The 19,011-nt window shown below is 63.4% G+C and carries 20 protein-coding genes; 8 read left to right on the top strand and 12 right to left on the bottom strand.

The genetic code is table 11. The features are described from left to right. Nucleotides 1–2 precede the first annotated feature (2 nt). Together ACGYK9_RS01860 and ACGYK9_RS01855 are read right to left on the bottom strand one after the other, a co-directional pair. On the bottom strand, nucleotides 3–701 hold the full coding sequence (locus ACGYK9_RS01860) for an NYN domain-containing protein (RefSeq protein WP_209217720.1): 699 nt from the start codon (nucleotides 699–701) through the stop codon (nucleotides 3–5). Beyond that, complete coding sequence (locus tag ACGYK9_RS01855; RefSeq protein ID WP_067265902.1) at nucleotides 698–1,117, bottom strand: Fur family transcriptional regulator; 420 nt, start codon at nucleotides 1,115–1,117, stop codon at nucleotides 698–700. Before ACGYK9_RS01855 ends, ACGYK9_RS01860 begins: the two co-directional genes overlap by 4 nt. Nucleotides 1,118–1,465: 348 nt before the next feature. Here ACGYK9_RS01855 and ACGYK9_RS01850 point away from each other — a divergent pair, with 348 nt between their 5' ends. Together ACGYK9_RS01850 and ACGYK9_RS01845 are read left to right on the top strand one after the other, a co-directional pair. Then, nucleotides 1,466–2,776 carry a DEAD/DEAH box helicase gene (locus tag ACGYK9_RS01850; protein ID WP_394407884.1) on the top strand — a complete coding sequence of 437 codons (1,311 nt, stop codon included), beginning with the start codon at nucleotides 1,466–1,468 and terminating at the stop codon, nucleotides 2,774–2,776. Between the two features lie 92 nt (nucleotides 2,777–2,868). Further along, nucleotides 2,869–3,756 (top strand): DMT family transporter, encoded by an 888-nt coding sequence (locus tag ACGYK9_RS01845; protein WP_394407881.1) that lies wholly within the window; start codon nucleotides 2,869–2,871, stop codon nucleotides 3,754–3,756. A 2-nt stretch (nucleotides 3,757–3,758) separates the two neighbouring features. Here ACGYK9_RS01845 and ACGYK9_RS01840 read toward each other — a convergent pair whose 3' ends face one another. The 4 genes from ACGYK9_RS01840 to mazG form a co-directional block, all read right to left on the bottom strand. Then, entirely contained in the window at nucleotides 3,759–5,168 is a 1,410-nt protein-coding gene (locus ACGYK9_RS01840) for a YdiU family protein (RefSeq protein WP_394407879.1), read from the bottom strand. Further along, nucleotides 5,168–5,617, bottom strand: coding sequence for an N-acetyltransferase (locus ACGYK9_RS01835; RefSeq protein WP_067265911.1), 450 nt, complete (start codon nucleotides 5,615–5,617; stop codon nucleotides 5,168–5,170). The genes ACGYK9_RS01840 and ACGYK9_RS01835 overlap by 1 nt, the downstream gene beginning before the upstream one ends. Further along, entirely contained in the window at nucleotides 5,614–6,555 is a 942-nt protein-coding gene (locus tag ACGYK9_RS01830) for a nucleoside hydrolase (RefSeq protein ID WP_394407877.1), read from the bottom strand. Before ACGYK9_RS01830 ends, ACGYK9_RS01835 begins: the two co-directional genes overlap by 4 nt. 77 nt (nucleotides 6,556–6,632) lie before the next feature. Beyond that, the gene (mazG, locus tag ACGYK9_RS01825; RefSeq protein WP_394407875.1) at nucleotides 6,633–7,457 is read right to left on the bottom strand and encodes a nucleoside triphosphate pyrophosphohydrolase; all 825 of its coding nucleotides are present in this window, start codon (nucleotides 7,455–7,457) and stop codon (nucleotides 6,633–6,635) included. A gap of 64 nt (nucleotides 7,458–7,521) precedes the next feature. Here mazG and ACGYK9_RS01820 point away from each other — a divergent pair, with 64 nt between their 5' ends. The 3 genes from ACGYK9_RS01820 to ACGYK9_RS01810 all read left to right on the top strand — a co-directional run bounded on the left by ACGYK9_RS01820 (nucleotide 7,522) and on the right by ACGYK9_RS01810 (nucleotide 10,184). Beyond that, nucleotides 7,522–8,691 (top strand): M20 aminoacylase family protein, encoded by a 1,170-nt coding sequence (locus ACGYK9_RS01820; RefSeq protein ID WP_394407873.1) that lies wholly within the window; start codon nucleotides 7,522–7,524, stop codon nucleotides 8,689–8,691. After that, a complete protein-coding gene (gene speB, locus ACGYK9_RS01815) occupies nucleotides 8,691–9,656 on the top strand; it encodes an agmatinase (protein ID WP_394407871.1) in 966 nt (321 codons plus the stop codon). The genes ACGYK9_RS01820 and speB overlap by 1 nt, the downstream gene beginning before the upstream one ends. 102 nt (nucleotides 9,657–9,758) lie before the next feature. Further along, a complete protein-coding gene (locus ACGYK9_RS01810; RefSeq protein ID WP_394407869.1) occupies nucleotides 9,759–10,184 on the top strand; it encodes a DUF1499 domain-containing protein in 426 nt (141 codons plus the stop codon). Here ACGYK9_RS01810 and ACGYK9_RS01805 read toward each other — a convergent pair. Further along, nucleotides 10,122–10,421, bottom strand: a complete 300-nt coding sequence (locus ACGYK9_RS01805) for a hypothetical protein (protein WP_271687199.1) — start codon at nucleotides 10,419–10,421, stop codon at nucleotides 10,122–10,124. The genes ACGYK9_RS01810 and ACGYK9_RS01805 overlap by 63 nt on opposite strands. 60 nt (nucleotides 10,422–10,481) lie before the next feature. Between ACGYK9_RS01805 and prfA the strand changes: the two genes are divergently transcribed. The 3 genes from prfA (at nucleotide 10,482) to ACGYK9_RS01790 (ending at nucleotide 13,181) form a co-directional block, all read left to right on the top strand. Further along, nucleotides 10,482–11,537, top strand: a complete 1,056-nt coding sequence (gene prfA / locus ACGYK9_RS01800; protein WP_322327676.1) for a peptide chain release factor 1 — start codon at nucleotides 10,482–10,484, stop codon at nucleotides 11,535–11,537. Next, nucleotides 11,534–12,376 (top strand): peptide chain release factor N(5)-glutamine methyltransferase, encoded by an 843-nt coding sequence (prmC, locus tag ACGYK9_RS01795; RefSeq protein WP_394422368.1) that lies wholly within the window; start codon nucleotides 11,534–11,536, stop codon nucleotides 12,374–12,376. The genes prfA and prmC overlap by 4 nt, the downstream gene beginning before the upstream one ends. Nucleotides 12,377–12,584: 208 nt before the next feature. Continuing rightward, nucleotides 12,585–13,181, top strand: coding sequence for a DUF4167 domain-containing protein (locus ACGYK9_RS01790; protein ID WP_394407865.1), 597 nt, complete (start codon nucleotides 12,585–12,587; stop codon nucleotides 13,179–13,181). A 62-nt stretch (nucleotides 13,182–13,243) separates the two neighbouring features. Here the strand turns inward: ACGYK9_RS01790 and ACGYK9_RS01785 are convergent, their stop codons facing one another. From ACGYK9_RS01785 to ACGYK9_RS01765, 5 genes are read right to left on the bottom strand one after another with little or no spacing between them, the layout of a single operon-like run. Beyond that, nucleotides 13,244–13,822 carry a hypothetical protein gene (locus ACGYK9_RS01785; RefSeq protein WP_394407863.1) on the bottom strand — a complete coding sequence of 193 codons (579 nt, stop codon included), beginning with the start codon at nucleotides 13,820–13,822 and terminating at the stop codon, nucleotides 13,244–13,246. Between the two features lie 2 nt (nucleotides 13,823–13,824). Further along, nucleotides 13,825–14,667: a 16S rRNA (adenine(1518)-N(6)/adenine(1519)-N(6))-dimethyltransferase RsmA gene (gene rsmA / locus ACGYK9_RS01780; protein ID WP_394407861.1), complete on the bottom strand. Its 843-nt coding sequence runs from the start codon at nucleotides 14,665–14,667 to the stop codon at nucleotides 13,825–13,827. Beyond that, entirely contained in the window at nucleotides 14,664–15,638 is a 975-nt protein-coding gene (gene pdxA / locus ACGYK9_RS01775) for a 4-hydroxythreonine-4-phosphate dehydrogenase PdxA (RefSeq protein WP_394407859.1), read from the bottom strand. Before pdxA ends, rsmA begins: the two co-directional genes overlap by 4 nt. Beyond that, nucleotides 15,635–16,873 (bottom strand): peptidylprolyl isomerase, encoded by a 1,239-nt coding sequence (locus ACGYK9_RS01770; RefSeq protein WP_394407857.1) that lies wholly within the window; start codon nucleotides 16,871–16,873, stop codon nucleotides 15,635–15,637. Before ACGYK9_RS01770 ends, pdxA begins: the two co-directional genes overlap by 4 nt. After that, nucleotides 16,861–19,011, bottom strand: a complete 2,151-nt coding sequence (locus ACGYK9_RS01765) for an LPS-assembly protein LptD (RefSeq protein WP_394407855.1) — start codon at nucleotides 19,009–19,011, stop codon at nucleotides 16,861–16,863. Before ACGYK9_RS01765 ends, ACGYK9_RS01770 begins: the two co-directional genes overlap by 13 nt.

Below are 19,011 nucleotides of genomic sequence, written 5' to 3'. Positions count from 1 at the left end.
CGTTAGCTTTTCAGGCGGACCATCAAGCGGTTGCCGTCTTTGCGCGTTTCCAAGGCTTTGAGGTCGGCGGCCAAGGCGCTCAGCTTGCCATGGCCATAGGTGCGGCTGTCGAAGTCGGGATGCGCTGCCTGAATGGTCTGGCCGATCTGGCCGAGGTTGTACCAATCGTCTTCGGTGTCGATCTTGTCCATCGCGGCTTTGAACAGGGGCAGGGCATCGCCCACCTTGGCCTTGGCCCGCGAGGGGGTGTCGGGCTCTACCTCGTCGAGGTTTTCGATCAGGATGAAGCGGTTGTAGACATTGCGCAGCGAATCGTGGGTCTTCTTCTCGCCAATGCCGATAACGGTCACCCCATCTTCGCGCAGGCGGTTCACCAGCGCGGTGAAATCGCTGTCGGAGGAAACGATCACGATAATATCGAAGCGGCGGCTGTGCAGGATGTCCATCGCCTGAATGACCAGCCCGATGTCGCTGGCGTTCTTGCCCTTGGTGTTCGCCGTCTCCTGATGCGCCACCAAACCCAACTCGCGGATCGGTGCTTTCCAGCCCTTGAGGTGATCGTTGGACCAATCGCCATAGACCCGGCGCAGGGCGGGCTCTCCAATCGTCGTGACCTCCCGCATGATGGCTGCGGCATGTTTTGCGGGCACGTTGTCGGCGTCGATCAACACGGCCAGCAAAGGGCGGTCACGTTCTGTCATGGGTCATCCTTCTTGATCGGCACACCGTAGAGTTCCATCCGGTGGCCCTGTAATTTGTAACCCAGTTTGCGCGCGATGCGTTCCTGAAGCTCTTCGATTTCCGCATCGACGAATTCGATGACCTCGCCTGAGTTCACGTCGATGAGGTGATCGTGATGCGCCCGCTGCGCGTCTTCATAGCGCGCCCGGCCATCGCCGAACTCCAACTTGTCGAGGATGCCCGCTTCCTCAAACAGCTTCACCGTGCGGTAGACCGTGGCGATGGAGATGCCGCTGTCGATCACGCTGGCGCGGGTCAGGATCTCTTCGGCATCGGGGTGGTCTTCGCTGTCGTGAATCACCTGTGCGATGACCCGGCGTTGACCTGTCATGCGCAGGCCCATCGCCTCGCAGCGTTTGATGATCGGGTTGCGCATCGTCTCGCCCTTCGTCCGTCGGACTACGGTCCTAGCATTTTAGCACCGCCGGACGCCACCGGAATTGACCACGCAGGTTGACTTTTGCGCCCGCGCCGCCCATGTGGGGATCAAGCGAAGCCTTCTGCCGCGTGAGCAGTATCAGCGCCAAGCCCCATGAGGGGCCTCTGGGACGCTGACGACAAGGCCCGCCGATGTTCCCAAAATCACGCGTGGGGCCAAGCGCGACAGACGGGTGTGAGGCATGTGGCCTGCGCCCGCGATCTGGCTTGCGCGACCCCGTGGCGCCTGTTGAGTGGCGCGGCGAAAGAACATGGCGCGCGTTTTCGCGGGCCGGAAAGTGAACGAATGAGCGATTTTGACATGATGGGCCTGCCTGCCAAACTGGTGGCCCGATTGAAAGAGATGGGGCTGAACGAGCCGACCCCGATCCAGAAACAGGCGATCCCCCATGCGCTGAACGGGCGCGACGTGATGGGCCTTGCCCAGACCGGCACCGGCAAGACCGCCGCCTTTGGCGTGCCGCTGCTGGCCCAGATGATGGAGATCGAGGGCCGCCCCGCAGCGCGTTCCGTGCGCGGGCTCGTGCTGGCCCCTACGCGCGAGCTGGCGCAGCAGATCGCCGTGAACCTGCGCGGCTATGCCGAAGGCACGCCGATCAAAGTGGCGATGGTGGTTGGCGGCCAGTCGATCAACACCCAGATCAAACGTCTGGAACGGGGTGTCGATCTGCTGATTGCCACACCGGGCCGTCTGCTGGACTTGCTCGACCGCCGCGCGGTCAAGCTCGACGCAACGACCTTCCTCGTGCTGGATGAGGCCGACCAGATGCTCGACATGGGGTTCATCCATGATCTGCGCAAAATCTCGAACATGATCCCGAAAGAGCGGCAGACGATGCTCTTCTCGGCGACCATGCCCAAGCTGATGAACGAGATCGCCAACAGCTATCTCAACAGCCCAATCCGCATCGAAGTCTCGCCTCCGGGCAAGGCGGCAGACAAGGTCACGCAAGAGGTGCATTTCATCGCCAAGGCTGAGAAGACCGAACTGCTGAAAGAACTTCTGGCCAAACACAAGGGCGAACGCGCGTTGGTCTTTGGCCGCACGAAACACGGCTCGGAAAAGCTGATGAAGACGCTGGTGAAGGCCGGCTTCGATGCCGCTTCGATCCATGGCAACAAAAGCCAAGGTCAGCGGGATCGCGCGATTGCGGGGTTCAAGAATGGCGACATCACCGTGTTGGTGGCCACCGATGTGGCGGCGCGGGGCTTGGACATTCCGGATGTGAAACACGTCTATAACTTCGACCTGCCGAATGTGCCGGACAACTATGTCCACCGCATTGGCCGGACCGCGCGGGCGGGCAAAGATGGGGCCGCCGTGGCCTTCTGCGCCCCCGATGAAATGGGCGAACTGAAGGCGATCCAAAAGACCATGGGTATTTCGATCCCCGTGGCCTCGGGCCGTCCTTGGGAAGTGATCGATGAGCCTGCGAAACCCAAGGGCCGGGGCCGCAGACGCGGTGGCCGCCCCGGTGGTGGTGGCGGTCGTCCCGGTGGCGGCGGCGGCGGTGGTGAAGGCGCGGGCAAGCCGAGCGGCGGGCGCCGTCGCAGGCGTGGCGGCGGCGGCAAGTCGGGCGGCCAGCAGGCGGCCTGAGCCGAGGCACATCACTGAGACAGCGAAATGGCGCGCCCGGAAAACCGCGGCGCGCCATTGACTTATCTGATCCGGGCAGCGCTTTTGTCAGGATGGAACGCAAATCACATATCGACACATTTGGCGCCGTGGCGCTGGTGCTCTTCGCGCTGAACCTCGGTTTTAACCAAGTCGTCATCAAGGTCAGTACTGGCGGCTTCAACCCGGTCTTTCTGGCCGGGCTGCGCTCTCTCGGGGCGGTGTTTTTGCTGCTGATCTGGATGCGGTTGCGGGGCGTCAGCCTGTCGATCCCGCGTGCTGCGCTATGGGGCGGTGTGGCCGCGGGGCTTTTCTTTACGCTTGAGTTTGTCTGCCTGTTCCTCGCGCTCGATCTGACTACGGTCAGCCGCGCGTCGATCCTGCTTTACTCCATGCCGGTCTGGCTTGGCATTGCCGCGCATCTGTGGCTACCGGGAGAGCGGCTAAGCGGGGCGCGGCTCATCGGCATGGGGCTTGCTATGGGCGGCGTGGTGCTGGCGCTAAGCGATGGTGGAACTGCAGGGGCGCATTGGCTGGGCGATCTTCTGGCGCTTTTCGCCGCCCTCTGCTGGGCGGGGATCGCGCTTTGCGTTCGTGTCACGCCGCTGGCCAAAGTGCCGCCCGCGCAGCAACTGATGATGCAACTGGTGGTCTCCATCCCGATCCTTCTGCTGCTTGCGCCGCTTTTTGGCCCGCTGCTGCGCGAGGTGGCCCCTGTGCATCTGGCGGGGCTTGCCTATCAGATCATCGCGGTGGCGAGCTTTGGTTTTCTGGCGTGGTTCTGGCTGCTGACGATCTATCCCGCAGCCTCCGTCGCCTCGTTTAGCTTCCTGTCGCCGGTCTTTGCCGTGCTTCTGGGCTGGCGGTTCCTCTCGGAAGAGGTGGGGCTGAGCATCTGGGCCGCATTGCTGCTGGTGGCGGCCGGGATTTACCTGATCAACCGTAAACCCCGCGGCCACTAAGCTCAGGTGCCGCAGAATGTGGCGGGCACGATCTCGTCCTCGGTCGGCGGGCGCTGAAGCTCGGGGTCCGTCTCGTCAAAGGGGGTGGCCAGCGCTCTCATCAGCCGCTCAAAAGGGGCCATGTCGCCCGCGACGGCGGCCTCGATCATCTCTTCGATCCGGTGGTTGCGGGGGATCACGGCGGGGTTCGCCGCATTCATCACCGCTTGCGGATGGGGCTCCCCTTCGATCCGCGCGCGCCAGCCCTCGGCCCATTTGTCAAAGGCGTCGCGGTCGGTGAACTGATCGCGGGCTTGATCTGTGGGAAGCGCGCGGAAGGCATTGGTGAAGTCCGCACCATCCTTTTGCATCAGCCCCAGCAATTCGTTGATCAAGTCGACATCCTCGGCCCGCGGTGTCGAGATGCCGATCTTCGCCGCGAAACGGCGCAGCCATGCGGCTTCGATCAAGTCGGGCATGTCGTGGACGATCTCGGTGGCCTCTTCGACAGCGCTCTCCTTGTCCTCCATCTGCTGCAAGAGCGAGGTCGCCAGCTGCGCCATGTTCCAGACCACGATCTGCGGCTGGTTTCCATAGGCATAGCGCCCCTGCCGGTCGATGGAGCTAAAGACCCGGCCCTGATGGAAGGCATCCATAAAAGCGCAGGGGCCATAGTCGATCGTTTCGCCCGAGATGCTGCAATTGTCGGTGTTCATCACGCCGTGGATAAAGCCCACCGACATCCATTGCGCCACGAGTTCCGCCTGCGCGGCACAGACCGCGCGCAGAAGGCCAAGCGGGCCGTCGGCCTCGGGGTAATGCCGTGCAATGGCGTAGTCGGTGAGGGTCTTGAGCCCCTCCGTCTCCCCGCGATGGGCGAAGACCTGAAAGGTACCGACGCGCAGATGGCTGGCTGCTACACGGGTCACGATGGCACCGGGCAACGGGCCGCTTTCGCGCAGGATTGGCTCTCCGGTAGCGATGGCGGCCAAGGCGCGTGTGGTCGGCACGCCGAGGGAATGCATCGCTTCGCTTATCAAATATTCGCGCAGCACCGGGCCAACCCATGCCCGGCCATCACCCATCCGCGAATAGGGCGTGGGGCCTGAGCCTTTGAGCTGAATGTCACGGCGCTTGCTGCCCTGATCGACGACTTCCCCCAGCAAAATCGCCCGGCCATCGCCTAGTTGCGGGTTGAAGTTGCCGAATTGATGCCCGGCGTAAAGCTGCGCCAAGGGGTCCGCGCCCTCGGGTACTTCGTTCCCTGCGAAAACCTGCGTAATCTGCGCGGGTTGAGCCCCTTCGATACCCAGTTCTGCCGCCAATGCCGCATTCCACGCCAAAAGCTTGGGCGCTTTTACAGGCGTCGGGCCCAGCCGGGTAAAGAACCCGTCGGGCAGGGCAGCATAGCTGTTATCGAAAGGAATACGCATCACAGGGTCCGGGACATAAGCATGTAATCCTCGCGCGGGCGAAAGCCCGCACGGGTATAGAGTTTCATCGCCGCGGCATTGTTGCGATCCACCTCAAGATGGACGGCCCGCAGCCCGCCCGCCGCCAGCGCACGGGGCAACGCGATCAGCGCTTCCGAGGCGATGCCGCGACCCCGCACGCCGGGACGGACGTAAATTTCATCAATGATGGCGTCCAAGCCGCCGAATTCAACCGACCAACCGAAACAGATCACCACATAGCCGATGGGCGCGCGGGGCGGGCCGATCAGATAGGCGGCGCCATGGGGGATGCCATCCAACAGCGGGGCCAGCCCGCGGCGACGCTGTTCATCGCTCATCTCGATCCCCGCTTCGGCGTGGAATGCCGCGACAAGCGCTACAAGCTTGTCGAGATGCTCAGGCGCGCCGAGGGTGAGATGGGCGCTCATAGGCGGGCCAGCCTTTCGGTGAGCAGGGAAAAGAACCCGTCGGCATCAAGATCGCCTACGAAGAGCGCGTTGGGCGCCCGGTCGGTCACGCGCCACCAGTCGGCGACGGTCATGCCCATGGTCAGTTCCGACTGGGTCTCGATCTCGACATTGATATGACGGCCTTGGAAAAGATCGGGGTTGATCAAATAGGCGGTGACGCAAGGATCATGCAGCGGCGCGCCTTCCGAGCCGTATTTCTCTTTGTCGAACCGCTCGAAGAAATCGGTCATCTCGGCCACCGCGACGCCGACCTTGGTGCCAAGTGCGCGGAAGGCATCGTTGCGCGGTTTGGTGACCAGCGCCTTATGGGTGACATCAAGCGGCATGACGACGATCGGAATGCCGGATTTGAAAACGATATCAGCGGCATGGGGGTCGACGTAAATGTTGAATTCCGCCGTGGGCGTGATGTTGCCCCCCTCGAAATAGCCGCCGCCCATCAGCACGATCTCTTGCACCTTCTTGGCGATGTCGGGCGCTTTTTGCAGGGCGGTCGCGATATTGGTCAACGGCCCCAAGGGGCAAAGGGTTACGCTACCTGCGGGATGGGCGCGGACCTGTTCGATGATGAAATCCACCCCATGCCCCTCGGCCAGCGGCATGGTTGGATCGGGCAGGTCGGGGCCGTCGAGGCCGGTCTTGCCATGCACATGTTCCGCCGTCACCAGATCACGCCCCAGCGGGCGGTCGCAACCGGCAAAGACTTTCACATCATCCCGCCCCGCCAATTCGCAAACGATCCGGGCGTTTTTCGAAGTCAGATCCAGCGGCACGTTGCCCGCGACACAGGTGATGCCCAGAACCTCGATCTCTCGCGGGCTGGCAAGGGCAAGGAGGATCGCCACGGCGTCGTCCTGTCCGGGGTCGGTGTCGATGATGATTTTGCGCGGGGTCATGGGCTTACTTTCGTCAAATTGCTTGGGGCAGAGCCTTGCCGGAGGGGCGGGTCTTTGTCCAGCCGCAGACCCGGCGATTAGCCGCGTTCCGCCAGTTTCACCGCATCCCACAGCGCGTCCATCTCGGCCAGATCACTGTCTTGCGGGGTTTTGCCCATGGCGGCAAGCCGGGCCTCGACCCCTTCGAACCGGCGGGTGAATTTGGCATTCGCGGCGCGCAGAGCGGCTTCTGGGTCCAGCCCCAGATGGCGGCCCAGATTGGCCATGACGAAGAGCAGATCGCCGTATTCTTCCTCGACCTCCGCTTGGCTCAGCTGGTCCTTGGCCTCGACCAATTCGGCGGCCTCTTCGGTGATCTTGTCGAGCACCTGCGTCGTCTCGGGCCAGTCGAAGCCCACACGCGCCGCGCGTTTCTGAAGCTTCATCGCCCGCAACAGCGCAGGCAGGCCGATCGCCACCCCGTCCAAGGTGCCCCCCTGTGCCTTGCCCGCACGTTCGGCGGCTTTGATCTTTTCCCAATCGGCGGTCTGCTGTTCGGCGCTCTTGTCGCGGGATTCGTCGCCAAAGACATGCGGGTGCCGCGCTACCATCTTATCGCTGATGTTGCGCACCACGGATTGAAAGGTGAAATGCCCCGCTTCTTCACCCATCGCCGTGTGATAGACCGATTGCAGCAGCAGATCGCCCAACTCCCCCTCAAGCTCGCCCCAATCACGCCGGACGATGGCATCGGCGACTTCATAAGCCTCTTCAATGGTATAGGGGGCGATGCTGTCGAAATCCTGCTCGATATCCCAGGGGCAGCCCGTCCCAGGGTCGCGCAGGCGGCGCATGATTTCGAGCAACCGTTCGATCCCGGCATCTGAATCGTGAATGAGATCGGCTTTTGTGTTGTCCGGCATTGCAGGCCCCGTATGTCTGGTGTCAGATGCACCCTGACCAAACCAAACCCAAGGAGTCCAGCCCATGTCCGTGGTGAACCGCATCAATGCCTTTGCGGAGGATATGACAGCATGGCGGCGCCATTTGCACGGGATTCCCGAATTGGCGTTTGACTGCCATGAGACGGCGGCTTTCGTGGCCGAGCGGCTGCGCGCGTTTGGTGTGGATGAGCTGCACGAGGGCATCGCGACGACCGGTATCGTGGCGATCATCGAAGGGCAGGGCGAAGGCCCGACCATCGGCCTGCGCGCCGATATGGATGCGCTGCCGATCCAAGAGGCAACGGACAAGGAATATGCCAGCACGCGAGAGGGCAAGATGCACGCCTGCGGCCATGACGGGCACACCACCATGCTTCTCGGCGCGGCGCGATATCTGGCCGAGACACGCAATTTCGCAGGCCGGGTGGCGCTGATCTTTCAACCCGCCGAAGAGGCGGGCGGCGGCGCGGGCGTGATGGTCGAAGAGGGCATCATGGAGCGGTTCGAGATCGCGCAGGTTTACGGCATCCACAACGTGCCGGGCTTTGACGAAGGCGCATTCTATACTACGCCGGGGCCAATCATGGCGGCGGTGGATGAATTCCACATTCATATCAAGGGCAAAGGCGGCCATGGCGCGATGCCCCATGAGAGCCGCGACCCCGTTGTGGCGGCCTGCGGCATCGCCACGGCCATTCAGACCATCGTCAGCCGCAACCATGTCGCGGCGCAGGATTTGGTCGTCTCAGTCACGCAGATCCACACCGGCACCGCCGATAACATCATCCCCGAAACCGCCTATATCAACGGTACCGTGCGCACCTTTGACCGTGAGGTGCAGGCCATGGTGATGCGCCGGATGCAGCAGATCGTGGACGGGCAGGCGGCGAGTTATGACGTCACCGCCGAGTTGGACTATGAGGTCGGCTATCCCGCCACGGTCAATGATCCCGCCAAGGCCGAGGCCGCCATTGCGGCAGCGACAGAGGTGGTGGGCGCGGCTCAAGTGCACGGCGATTATGGCCGCGAGATGGGTGCGGAGGATTTCAGCTTCATGCTTGAAAAACGCCCCGGCGCCTATCTCTTCCTCGGGGCCGGGGAAGGCGCGGGTCTGCACCATCCGGAATACGACTTCAACGACGAGATCGCGCCGCTTGGCGCATCCTTTTTCGCCCGTATCGTTGAGCGGGCACAGCCAGCAGGAGGCAACTAATGGCATTGGAAGACGCGGCCAAACAGATGGATATGGCCTTTACCCGCGAGGACCTCAAAGGGCCGAGCTATGAGTTGACCTTTGGCGGGGCGACCTCCTTCTTGCGACGGAAATACACCAAGGATCTGACCGGCGTCGACATCGCTGTGACCGGCGTGCCCTTCGACCAAGCGGTGACAAATCGCCCCGGCACCCGCCTTGGCCCCCGCGCCATCCGCGAGGCCAGCGCGCTGCAAGCCCCCGACGCGCCCTATGGCTGGGATTTCGATGTGCTGAGCGAATTCGCCATCGCGGACTATGGCGATCTGGCCTTCGACTATGGCCATGTCAGCCAGTTTCCCGCTGCCCTGACCGCGCATATCAAAACCATTCTGGATGCCGGTGCGGCCTCGGTCGTGCTGGGCGGGGATCACTATGTCTCATTCCCGATCCTCAAGGCCTATGCGGAAAAATACGGGCCTATCAGCCTGTTACAGTTCGATGCGCATACGGACACTTGGCAAGATGACGACATGGACCGGATCGATCACGGGACGATGTTCTACAAGGCCGTGAAGTCCGGCATCGTCGACCCGTCTACCAGCGTTCAGGTCGGCATCCGCACCACCAATGAGGACACGATGGGCGTCAATATCATCGACGCGCGTGAGGTGCATGAGAAGGGCCCGCAGGCCACCGTTGCCAAGATCAAGGAGATCCTCGGCGATCATCCCTGCTATCTGACCTTTGACATCGACGCGCTGGACCCGGCCTTTGCCCCCGGCACCGGCACCCCGGTGTGGGGCGGGCTGACCTCGGCGCAGGCGTCGATCATGCTGCGCGATCTTGCGGGGATCAACATCATGGGGGGTGACGTCGTCGAAGTCTCGCCCCCCTTCGACACCACCGGCGCCACGGCGGTGGCGGGTGCCCATGTCGCGACCGAGATTCTGTCGCTGTTGGGTCACCGCATGAGAACCGCGTGAGCGAAAGCCACGACATCACGCGCCGGTCCGCTGAAAGGCGGGCCGGCTTGCTTACTGCGACCTCCGTCGCCCCTGACCGCCGAGTTTTGAAAGGTGTTTAAAATGCTGTTCTGGATCATCGTGATCGCCCTCGTCGCCTTGGTGGCCTATATCCGCCTTGCGCCCATCGACACCGCGCGTTGGCATGTGCAGGCAGACGGGCAGAAGATGGGCAAGACCCAAGGCACCAACAGCTATGTCTGGCGCGCCCCGGTCGAGGGCGACGGGGCCGAGGCTTTGGCCCAGCTTGACCGGGTGATCCTGCAAACCCCGCGCACCGAAGTCGTCGCCGGATCGCTCGCCCAGGGGCAGATCACCTATGTCACCCGCACCAAATTGATGGGCTATCCCGATTTCACCACCATCGGCATCTACGGTGACAACCCGCGCTATGTCGAAGTCTATGGCCGCTCGCGTTTTGGCCGGTCAGATCTGGGGGTCAACGCCAAGCGGGTCAACGGATGGCTTGATCAGATCGAGGCGCGATGACAGGCAGCCTTGCTGCACTTCCCGCCACATTGGCACATTGAGCGACATCTGACATTGCGCCATGAACATGCGCCCATCCACTTGTAGGCAAATCGTCTCACCCAGTTCCACCCGGGCGCCGCTGCTGTTGGTGCAATAGCAATCAATCGTCTTGCCGCCCGGCGCTTTGACATCCGCAAGGGCAGGGTGCAGGGCCGTCAGGCCCATAAGGCAGATGAGCGGCATAAGACGTGTCATAGCCCATGATAGCACAAGCCGCCTCTTGACCAAAGCATTTGCATAAGCGACAGGAACCCCATGATCCCGATGCACCGCCTCGCGCAAATCTCGCAACGCTTCCAGTTTCTGGAGGCCAGCATGTCTGCGGGCTCCGATGGGGCCGATTTTGCAGCCCTCGCGAAAGAATACAGCGATCTCAAGCCCGTGGTCGATCAGATCGACCTCTACCAGCAGCTCCAGCGCGACCTTGAAGAGGCCGAAGAGATGCTGAAAGACCCCGAGATGGCTGAGCTTGCGCGGGATGAACTGCCGCGCCTGCGCGCCCGCCTGCCGGAGGTCGAGGAGGGGTTGCAACTTGCACTTCTTCCGCGCGATGCGGCAGATGCGAAACCCGCCATGTTGGAGATCCGCCCCGGCACGGGCGGCGATGAGGCGGCGCTTTTCGCCGGTGACCTTCTGCGCATGTACCAACGCTATGCCGAGGCACAGGGCTGGGGGTTTGACCTGATCGAAAGCCAGATGACCGAACTCGGCGGCGTGAAAGAGGTCGTGGCCCATATCACCGGTCAGAATGTCTTTGCCCGGCTCAAGTTCGAAAGCGGTGTGCACCGCGTACAGCGCGTGCCCACCACCGAAAGCGGCGGGCGTATCCATACTTCGGCGGCGACCGTGGCGGTCCTGCCCGAAGCCGAAGATGTGGATATCGAGATTAACGCAAATGACCTGCGGATCGACACGATGCGCTCTTCGGGCGCCGGTGGCCAGCACGTCAACACCACCGATTCCGCCGTGCGGATCACCCATATTCCGACCGGGATCGTCGTTACCTCGTCGGAGAAGTCCCAGCACCGCAACCGCGACAAGGCGATGCAGGTGCTCAAAGCGCGGCTCTATGATATGGAGCGCAGCCGGATGGACAGCGAGCGCTCTGCCGACCGGGCGGCGCAGGTGGGATCCGGTGACCGCTCTGAGCGGATCCGCACCTATAATTTCCCCCAAGGTCGTATGACGGACCATCGGATCAACCTGACGCTATACCGGCTCGAAGCGGTGATGCAGGGCGATCTGGATGAGATCGTCGATGCCCTGACTGCCGACGCCCAAGCGCGGCAATTGGCGGAGATGGAGGGGTGAGCCCCCAAACCGCCGCCCAAGCCATGGCCGCCGCCGCCGGACGGCTGCGTGCCGCCGGTGTGCCCGATCCGGCGCGGGATGCGCGGCTGTTGCTCGCCCATGCCGCCGCTGTCGATGCCGCCCGCGTGACCCTCATCGCGCCCGAGGAAATCGCCCCCGAGGTTGCCGAACGCTTTGACCAGCTCATCTCCCTGCGCGCCGTGCGCGTGCCTGTCTCGCAACTCATTGGCCGGCGAGCCTTTTATGGCCGCGATTTCGCGATCAGCCGCGATGTGCTTGACCCGCGGCCCGAGACGGAGACCCTGATCGACCTTGCCCTCGGCGAGGATTTCACCCGCATTCTGGACCTCGGCACCGGCTCGGGCTGTATCCTCGTCACCCTGCTGGCCGAACGGGCTGCGGCGACGGGGCTGGGGGTGGACCTCTCGGAAGCCGCCTGCCTTCAGGCCAGCGCCAATGCGGTGCAGCACGGGGTGGCCGACCGCGCCGATATCCGGCAGTCCGATTGGTTCAGCGCCGTTGAGGGGCGGTTTGACCTGATCCTGTCGAACCCGCCCTATTTGGCCGCTGAGGAAATGGCCGATGTCTCACCGGAATTGCGCCAGCATGAGCCGGAAATGGCGCTGACCGACGGCCAAGACGGGCTGAGCATCTACCGCATCATCGCCGCCGAGGCGCAGGGCTACCTCACGGCTCAAGGCCGCGTTATGGTCGAAATCGGCTGGCAACAGGGCGAAGCGGTGCAGGAAATCTTTACCGCGGCGGGCTGGGGCCGGGTCACGCTGGCGCATGATCTCGATGGGCGGCCAAGGGTCGTTTCAGCCGATAAACCGGCGTGAAATCGCGAAAAAACCGCCATTTGGCGGGCTAAGTGGCAGTTTCTTCTTGCCCAAGCCTTTCTGGCATGGTTAGTCAGGGGTGTTGCAGCGGTGGATGCCACAGGCGGTCCCGCGCGGCACTATGCCCAACATATCGCTTAGGCCGGGTTCAAGACGTGCTTTGCACCCCCGGTGAACGACACACAGCACACAAGGCTGACATCATTCCATGAATTCTCCCAGATCACGCTCCCGGTCGAAGAATAACCGCAAACGCTCGTCGCAAGGTGGCGGCGGCAATGTCGTCAACCGTGTTTTCGACAGCTCCGGCCCCGAGGGCAAGGTGCGCGGCACGCCGCAGCAGGTTATCGAGAAATACAACCAACTGGCCCGCGATGCCCAGTTGAGCAATGACCGTGTGGCCGCCGAGAACTTTCAACAGCACGCCGAACACTACCTGCGTCTGCTGAGCGAGGCACAGCGCGAAGTGGACCAGCGCCGCGAGGAGCAAGAGCGCCAGAACCGTGAGCGACAAGCCGAGCGGGATCGCGAGCGGGCCGAGCGTCAGGAGCGTGAGGCACAGCAGGGCGGCCAGTCGCAGGGCGAGCAGCCGAAAGCCGACAAACAGCCAGAGCAGCAAGAGCCCGCGCAGCAGCAGGCCGAGGCCGAGACGAACAGCGAAGAGAGCACGCTGGTCGACACGCCCGAGAGCAAGCCCAAGCCGAAACGCGCCCCGCGCCGCAAGCCCAAGCCGAAAGCGGCAGAGGCGCAGCCGCAGGACAATAGCAGCGCCGGCAACAACGACACCGCCAAAGCCGCAGAATAAGAAAAGCCCCGCAATTTGCGGGGCTTTTTCGTGGGTGGTGATGGTCGGCAGGGCAGGCAGATTTACCCTTCCATCCCCGCCTGCACATATCTGATCCGCCCGTTGCGCCGCAACACCTCTTCGCGCGGCGCCCAGTCATACCGCGGGTCGCTGGTGACCGGCGACCAGAACAGCTCACCCCCGCGCCGCCAAGGGTCAAGGACAAGCCCCGCCTGCATCGGTGCCCCGGCGGCCGAGATGATGGCGGTGGAATGGTCCAGCAGGATCCGCGAGTCGCCATTGGCGATGGCGCGGTGCAGGTCGAGTGTCGCGAACCCCTCGGCCTTCAGCCGTTTCTCCAAATCCTCTGCCCAATGCCAACACAGGCCGCGCGGCTTGCTGCCGTTGTTGACCTTCACGTTATGGATCAGCGGCGGGTCGGTGATCTGATAGGCGATCGCCAGTTCATGGGTATGCCGGTAAGCGATCCGCGCGGCACGGGCGGCCTCTTCGGGATTTACCTGCGGGGAGAGGTTTTCGATAGCGCGGGCGAGTTCCGTGATCTCGGGCTCGGTGCCCAGAGGTGGTGGGCCGTTGCGCGGCAGGGCGCAGGCGGAAAGCCCCAGCAACAGGGCAAAGACGAGCAATAGTCGGTAGAACATGGTTACCCCTTGGCAATCTCGCGGGCGAGGGCGCAGAACCCCTCAAGCGGCACCTGTTCGGCGCGGTCAGTGGGTTTTAGCCCCGCGGCGGTCAAACGGTCCTCGATATCCGGCGCGGCACCTTTGAGCGCCGAGCGCAGCATCTTGCGCCGCTGGTTGAAGGCCATCGCGACCACATGGCTCAGCACCTTCGGATCGGCAGGGAAGCGCGGCTCGGGCAGGGCGGTCAGATGCACCACGCTCGACGAGACCTTGGGCGGCGGGGTGAAAGCGCCCGGCGGCAACTGCATCACGATCCGCGCATCGCTGCGCCACTGCGCCAGCACGGCCAGCCGCCCATAGGCTTTCGCCCCCGGCTGCGCCACGATCCGCTCCGCCACCTCGCGCTGGAACATCAGCGTGAGGCTTTGCCAAAACGGCGGCCACTCGGGCGGGGTGAGCCAGCGGACCAGCAGTTCGGTCCCGACGTTATAGGGCAGGTTGGCGGCCACCCGGATGGGCGGGGTCAGATGGCTCAGCGGGTCGATCTCAAGCGCATCGCCTTCGATCACGGTCAGGCGACCGGGGTAATGTTCCGCCACCTCGGCCAGCGCGGGCAGGCAGCGGCGGTCCTTCTCAATCGCCAGAACATGACGCGCGCCTTCGGCCAGCAGACCGCGGGTCAGGCCACCGGGGCCGGGGCCGATCTCAAGCACATCGCAATCGGCCATATCCCCGGCCTGCCGCGCGATCTTGGCCGTGAGGTTCAGATCCAGCAGAAAGTTCTGGCCGAGGGACTTGCGCGCCGCCAATTCGTGGGTGTTGATCACCTCGCGCAGCGGCGGGAGATTGTCGATTGCACTCATGTCTTCTGGCCCATCTGCCATGCCAATTTGATCGCTTCGATCATGCTGGTCGGGTTGGCGCGCCCTTGGCCCGCGATGTCAAAGGCGGTGCCGTGATCGGGCGAGGTGCGCACGAAGGGCAGCCCCAACGTCACATTCACGCCCCGGTCGAAATCCAAGGTCTTGATCGGGATCAGCGCTTGGTCGTGATACATCGCCACCGCCGCGTCATAGCCTTCGCGGGCGCGGGCGTGGAACATCGTATCGGCAGGCAACGGCCCGGTCAGCGCAAAGCCTTCGCCCTGCATCTCAAGGATCAGCGGCGCGATCCAGTCAATCTCTTGCCGGCCCATGCTGCCGCCTTCGCCCGCGTGCGGGTTCAGCCCAGCGACGGCAATCCGGGGGCGGGCGATGCCAAAGCGGTTTTCCAATTCCTGCGCGGTGATCTCAATCGTGCGGCGCAGGCCCGAAGGGGTCAGCGCCTGCGGCACCTGATCGAGCGCGATATGGATCGTGGCAGGCACGACGCGCAATTGATCAGAGGCGAGCATCATCACCACGTCGTCGACGCCTGCAAGTGCGGCGAGGTATTCGGTATGGCCCGGATAGGCGAAACCGGCCCCGTCTTGCAGCGCCTTCTTGTGGATCGGCGCGGTGCAGACGCCGCAGGCGGCGCCAGTCTGCACCAGATCGACCGCCCGGGCGATCACATCGATCACCCCCTGCGCATGGCCAGGCTGCGGCACGCCGGGCAGGGCGGCGCTGTCGAAGGGATGGGGGAGCACGGGCAGCGCATCGGCACTGGGCGCGCGCAGGTCATCCGGGCTGTCGATCAGGCGGTGCGGGACATCTTGCGGCAGATGACGCGGGTCGCCGATCCAGACCATTGGGATGTCCTTCGAGAGCGCCGCCCAAGCGCGGGCGGCGATCTCGGGGCCGATCCCGGCGGGTTCACCGCAGGTGATGGCCACCGGCCGGGACGGGCGGCTCATTGGCGGGTGATACGGGCTTCGGCGCGGGCCTGTTCCAGCAGCTGAGTGGCATAGCCCTCAAGCTTGCGCTGCCGGATCGAACTGACCACCGCCTCGCGGTTCACATCGGCATTGGCCGCCGTGGTGCGGTTGCAGAGCATCAGGAAGACCAAAGTCTCCCCATTGGCACGGGTCAGCGCGGTGGAGACTTCGCCGGGGTCGAGTTTCGCCAGTTCAATGGCCACGTCCTGCGGAATCTCTGCCGGGGCCTTGGTGCCGCGGTCGAGCACATTGGCAGGCTGGCCCTTGGCCACGCCATAGAGATCGTCACATTGATCTACCTGACCGCGCAGCTGTGCCGCGCGCGACAGGGCAGCCTCGGAACGGCCGCCGGGGATGTAATAGGCGGCATAATCGATCTCGGAATACTCGACGCTCGGCTTGCCGGTCTCTTCGATGCCGCGCAGTTGGAACAGGGCCACGGCATTGGGGATCGGCAGCGGCGCTGTCACCTCACCCGGGGCGAGGGCCAAGAGGATGGGCCGCAGGCTGGCGGGCAGTTTTTCAAGCGGTGTCCAAGGCATCCGACCGCCGCGCCCGCGCGAGGCGGTGGCGGAATGCTTGCTGGCATAGGACGAGAATTCGGCTTCCGAGCGGCTTTCCGAAATGCGTTCGGCCAGCGCGTTCACCTGATCGGCATTCTGCGGCGGGGCGGGAATGATGATCTCTGACAACAGCACGCGCAGGCCGTTGTTGCCCCGGCTGCTGCCAAGGGCGCGGTCGACCTCTTCGTCGGTGATGTTGACCCGGCCATTATAGCGCGCGCGAATAAGGTCACGCCAGGCGGCGCTGATCACGATGAAATCGCGAAAGGTCTCTTCGGAAATCTGGGCTTGGCCCAGCACTTTCAGAAACTCCTCGGTCGTCAGATCCGCGCGGCTGGCAAATTCCGCCATGCCGGATCGAATGCCCTCGGGGGTGACTTCAAGCCCGGCTTGATCAAGGATCTGCCCACGCAGGCGGTCGTCGATCAGACTGTCGATCACGCTGTCGGTATCGGCCCCGGGCGCGCCGATCAGCTGCATGAAACGCTGGCGCTGCTGCACTTCGTAGCCGGTGATCACCTCGTCATTGACACGGGCCACAGGCGCAAAGAGGTTCTGCGCCGCTGCGGATTGGCCGATGACCAGAGCAAGGGCGAGTGCCGCAGTCCCACGGATCCCGGCGCGGACGGTCTGTTTCGTTACTTCCCACATGAGCGTACGTATCTTTCTGTTCCGGTGTTTGCGGCAAAGCCCCTGAGGCCGATGTTAAAACCGATATCCGTTGAGGGCTCAACACTTGTTGAGGATGAATAGCTGCGGTTCACCGAAAGGTCGACCTGCACGCATTCATTGTTGTAGCTCAGGCCAAGACCCGCCGTCGCCGCGCGTTCGTCAGCAAGATCGAACCGCCATTCGGCGGAGGCCTGCCACTGGCTGTTGATCGAATAGCTGCCGTCGAAGGTGATCTCAGACACGTCTTCGTTGCGGTCCTCGGCGGCGTCTTCGTGCAGCCAGACATAGCTGCCCGAGATCTGCCCGCGTTTGAAATCCCAGACCCCGCGCAGCTCGGCCTTGGCGACCTCGAAGTCATCATCGACCAGCCCGCGCCCGATGAGCGCAAGACCGTTGTCGCTGCGCAATTGCCCGGCCAGCAGGAAATCGGAATAGGTGCCTTGCAGGCCAGAGCTAAAGCTAAAGGCATCATCCGCATCGGCGCGGATCACCTGACCGAAAGACAGGCTGGCATCCATGCCATTGGGATCGAGCCGCGCCCAATTCACCCCGATGGCCGCCACGGCACCCCGTTCGCGCCGGTCGGGCCGGGGGAAGCGGCTGAGCGACAGAAGGTTGCCCTCATCATACTCCACCAGCGTGCTTTCCTCATTCGGAATGTCGAGCCGATCACCGCCAGTCCAGCCCAATTGCACCAGCGGTTCAAGCTGTTGCACCACGCCCGCGGCGTCGCGGCGCTGCATGGGGTAGCGCATGGTGACGGCGGCATGGGGCACAAGGTCGGAGTAGCGCCCGTCATAGACGGCATCCTGCGCGATGTTGAACAGACCAAAGCTCGCCCCCGCCTCAACATCGGTCACCAGACCGTTGCCGAAGGTGAAGCGGCGCAGCCACGCGGCCTCCCCGTTGAGCCGCGACACATCGCGCCCGTCGGCTTCGCCATCCCCGTTACCATCGGTGCTGAGGTCCGACGACCGACGGTGGCTATGGGCCTCAAGCGTCAGGTGGAGTTCGCCGCCCACGGAAGTCGGGAAATAGCGCCGCTCAAATTCACCATCCAAGACCAGATTGGGCAGCAGATCATTGTCTTCACCATCGCGGAGCGATTGGTAGTTCAGCAGGGTTGCCCGCATATACTCATCGCGCCGCGCGCGGCTGACGGTCAATTCGCTGGTCAGACGGTCTTTGCCCGAATAGCCGTAGTCGCTGAGATAGGAACTGTCGCTCGTGGTCTCGATATCAAAATACAGTTTGTAGTCGCGCCGCAGATCGAAACTGCCGGTGCCGAAAAGGTAGCCACGGGTCTTGCCGGGGTCCAACTCATCATCGGTGATCGCCCCCTCGAACTCGATCCGCCCCGAAACGAAAGCCTGACGGTAGCGGAACTCAAGCGTGCGGGTCTCGGCGGAAAGATAGGGCGTCAGCGTCAGATCGCGGTGGTCGCCGATCTTGATGAAATAGGGCAGTTTCAGCCCGACACCCAATTGCGAGGTCGAGCGGATCGTGGGCGCCAGAAACCCGGTCGCGCGGTCCAATGTGGGGTCTGGCAGGCGCAGGCGGGGCAGATAGGCGATGGGCACGTTCTTGATGCGGAACTGCGCCTCGTCAAAGTAAAGCTGCTGCGCCAGCTGATCATGCACCACCCGTTTTGCGCGGATCTGCCAAAGCGGCGTTTCGCCGTCTTCGCAGACTTTGCAAGAGGTTACGGCGGCTTTGTAAAGTTGGCTATAACGCCCTTCGACCCGGTTGATCTGCACGGCGGCAAGCTGCAACTGCTGCTCAAGGATCATCCGCGCGCCGCGCAAAAGGCCGGACTGCAAACCCGTATCAAGTGAGGCCGCATCGGCGAGGATCGTGGTATTCTCCCCCTCAGACAGCACGATCGGCCCTTCGATGCTAAGCGCGCCCGTGGCTTGATCATAGCGGATCGCCGTGGCGCGCAGCCGCGTCTCCCCTTGGAAGGCTTCGACATTTCCTCGCGCGACCAAGACCTTATCGCGTGTAATGAAGACCTGATCGGCCACCAGAACGGCGGGGCGGTCGCTGGCAGGCGCGGTCTGGGCGGCAAGGCTCAGAGGCGCGAATGAAAGGGCAAGTCCAACAAGGGCCGCGCGCAT

The organism is Sulfitobacter sp. 1A15258 (assembly GCF_043557045.1).
In the GTDB taxonomy this organism is placed as follows: domain Bacteria; phylum Pseudomonadota; class Alphaproteobacteria; order Rhodobacterales; family Rhodobacteraceae; genus Sulfitobacter; species Sulfitobacter faviae.
This window is presented reverse-complemented; position numbering and strand designations above follow the sequence as displayed.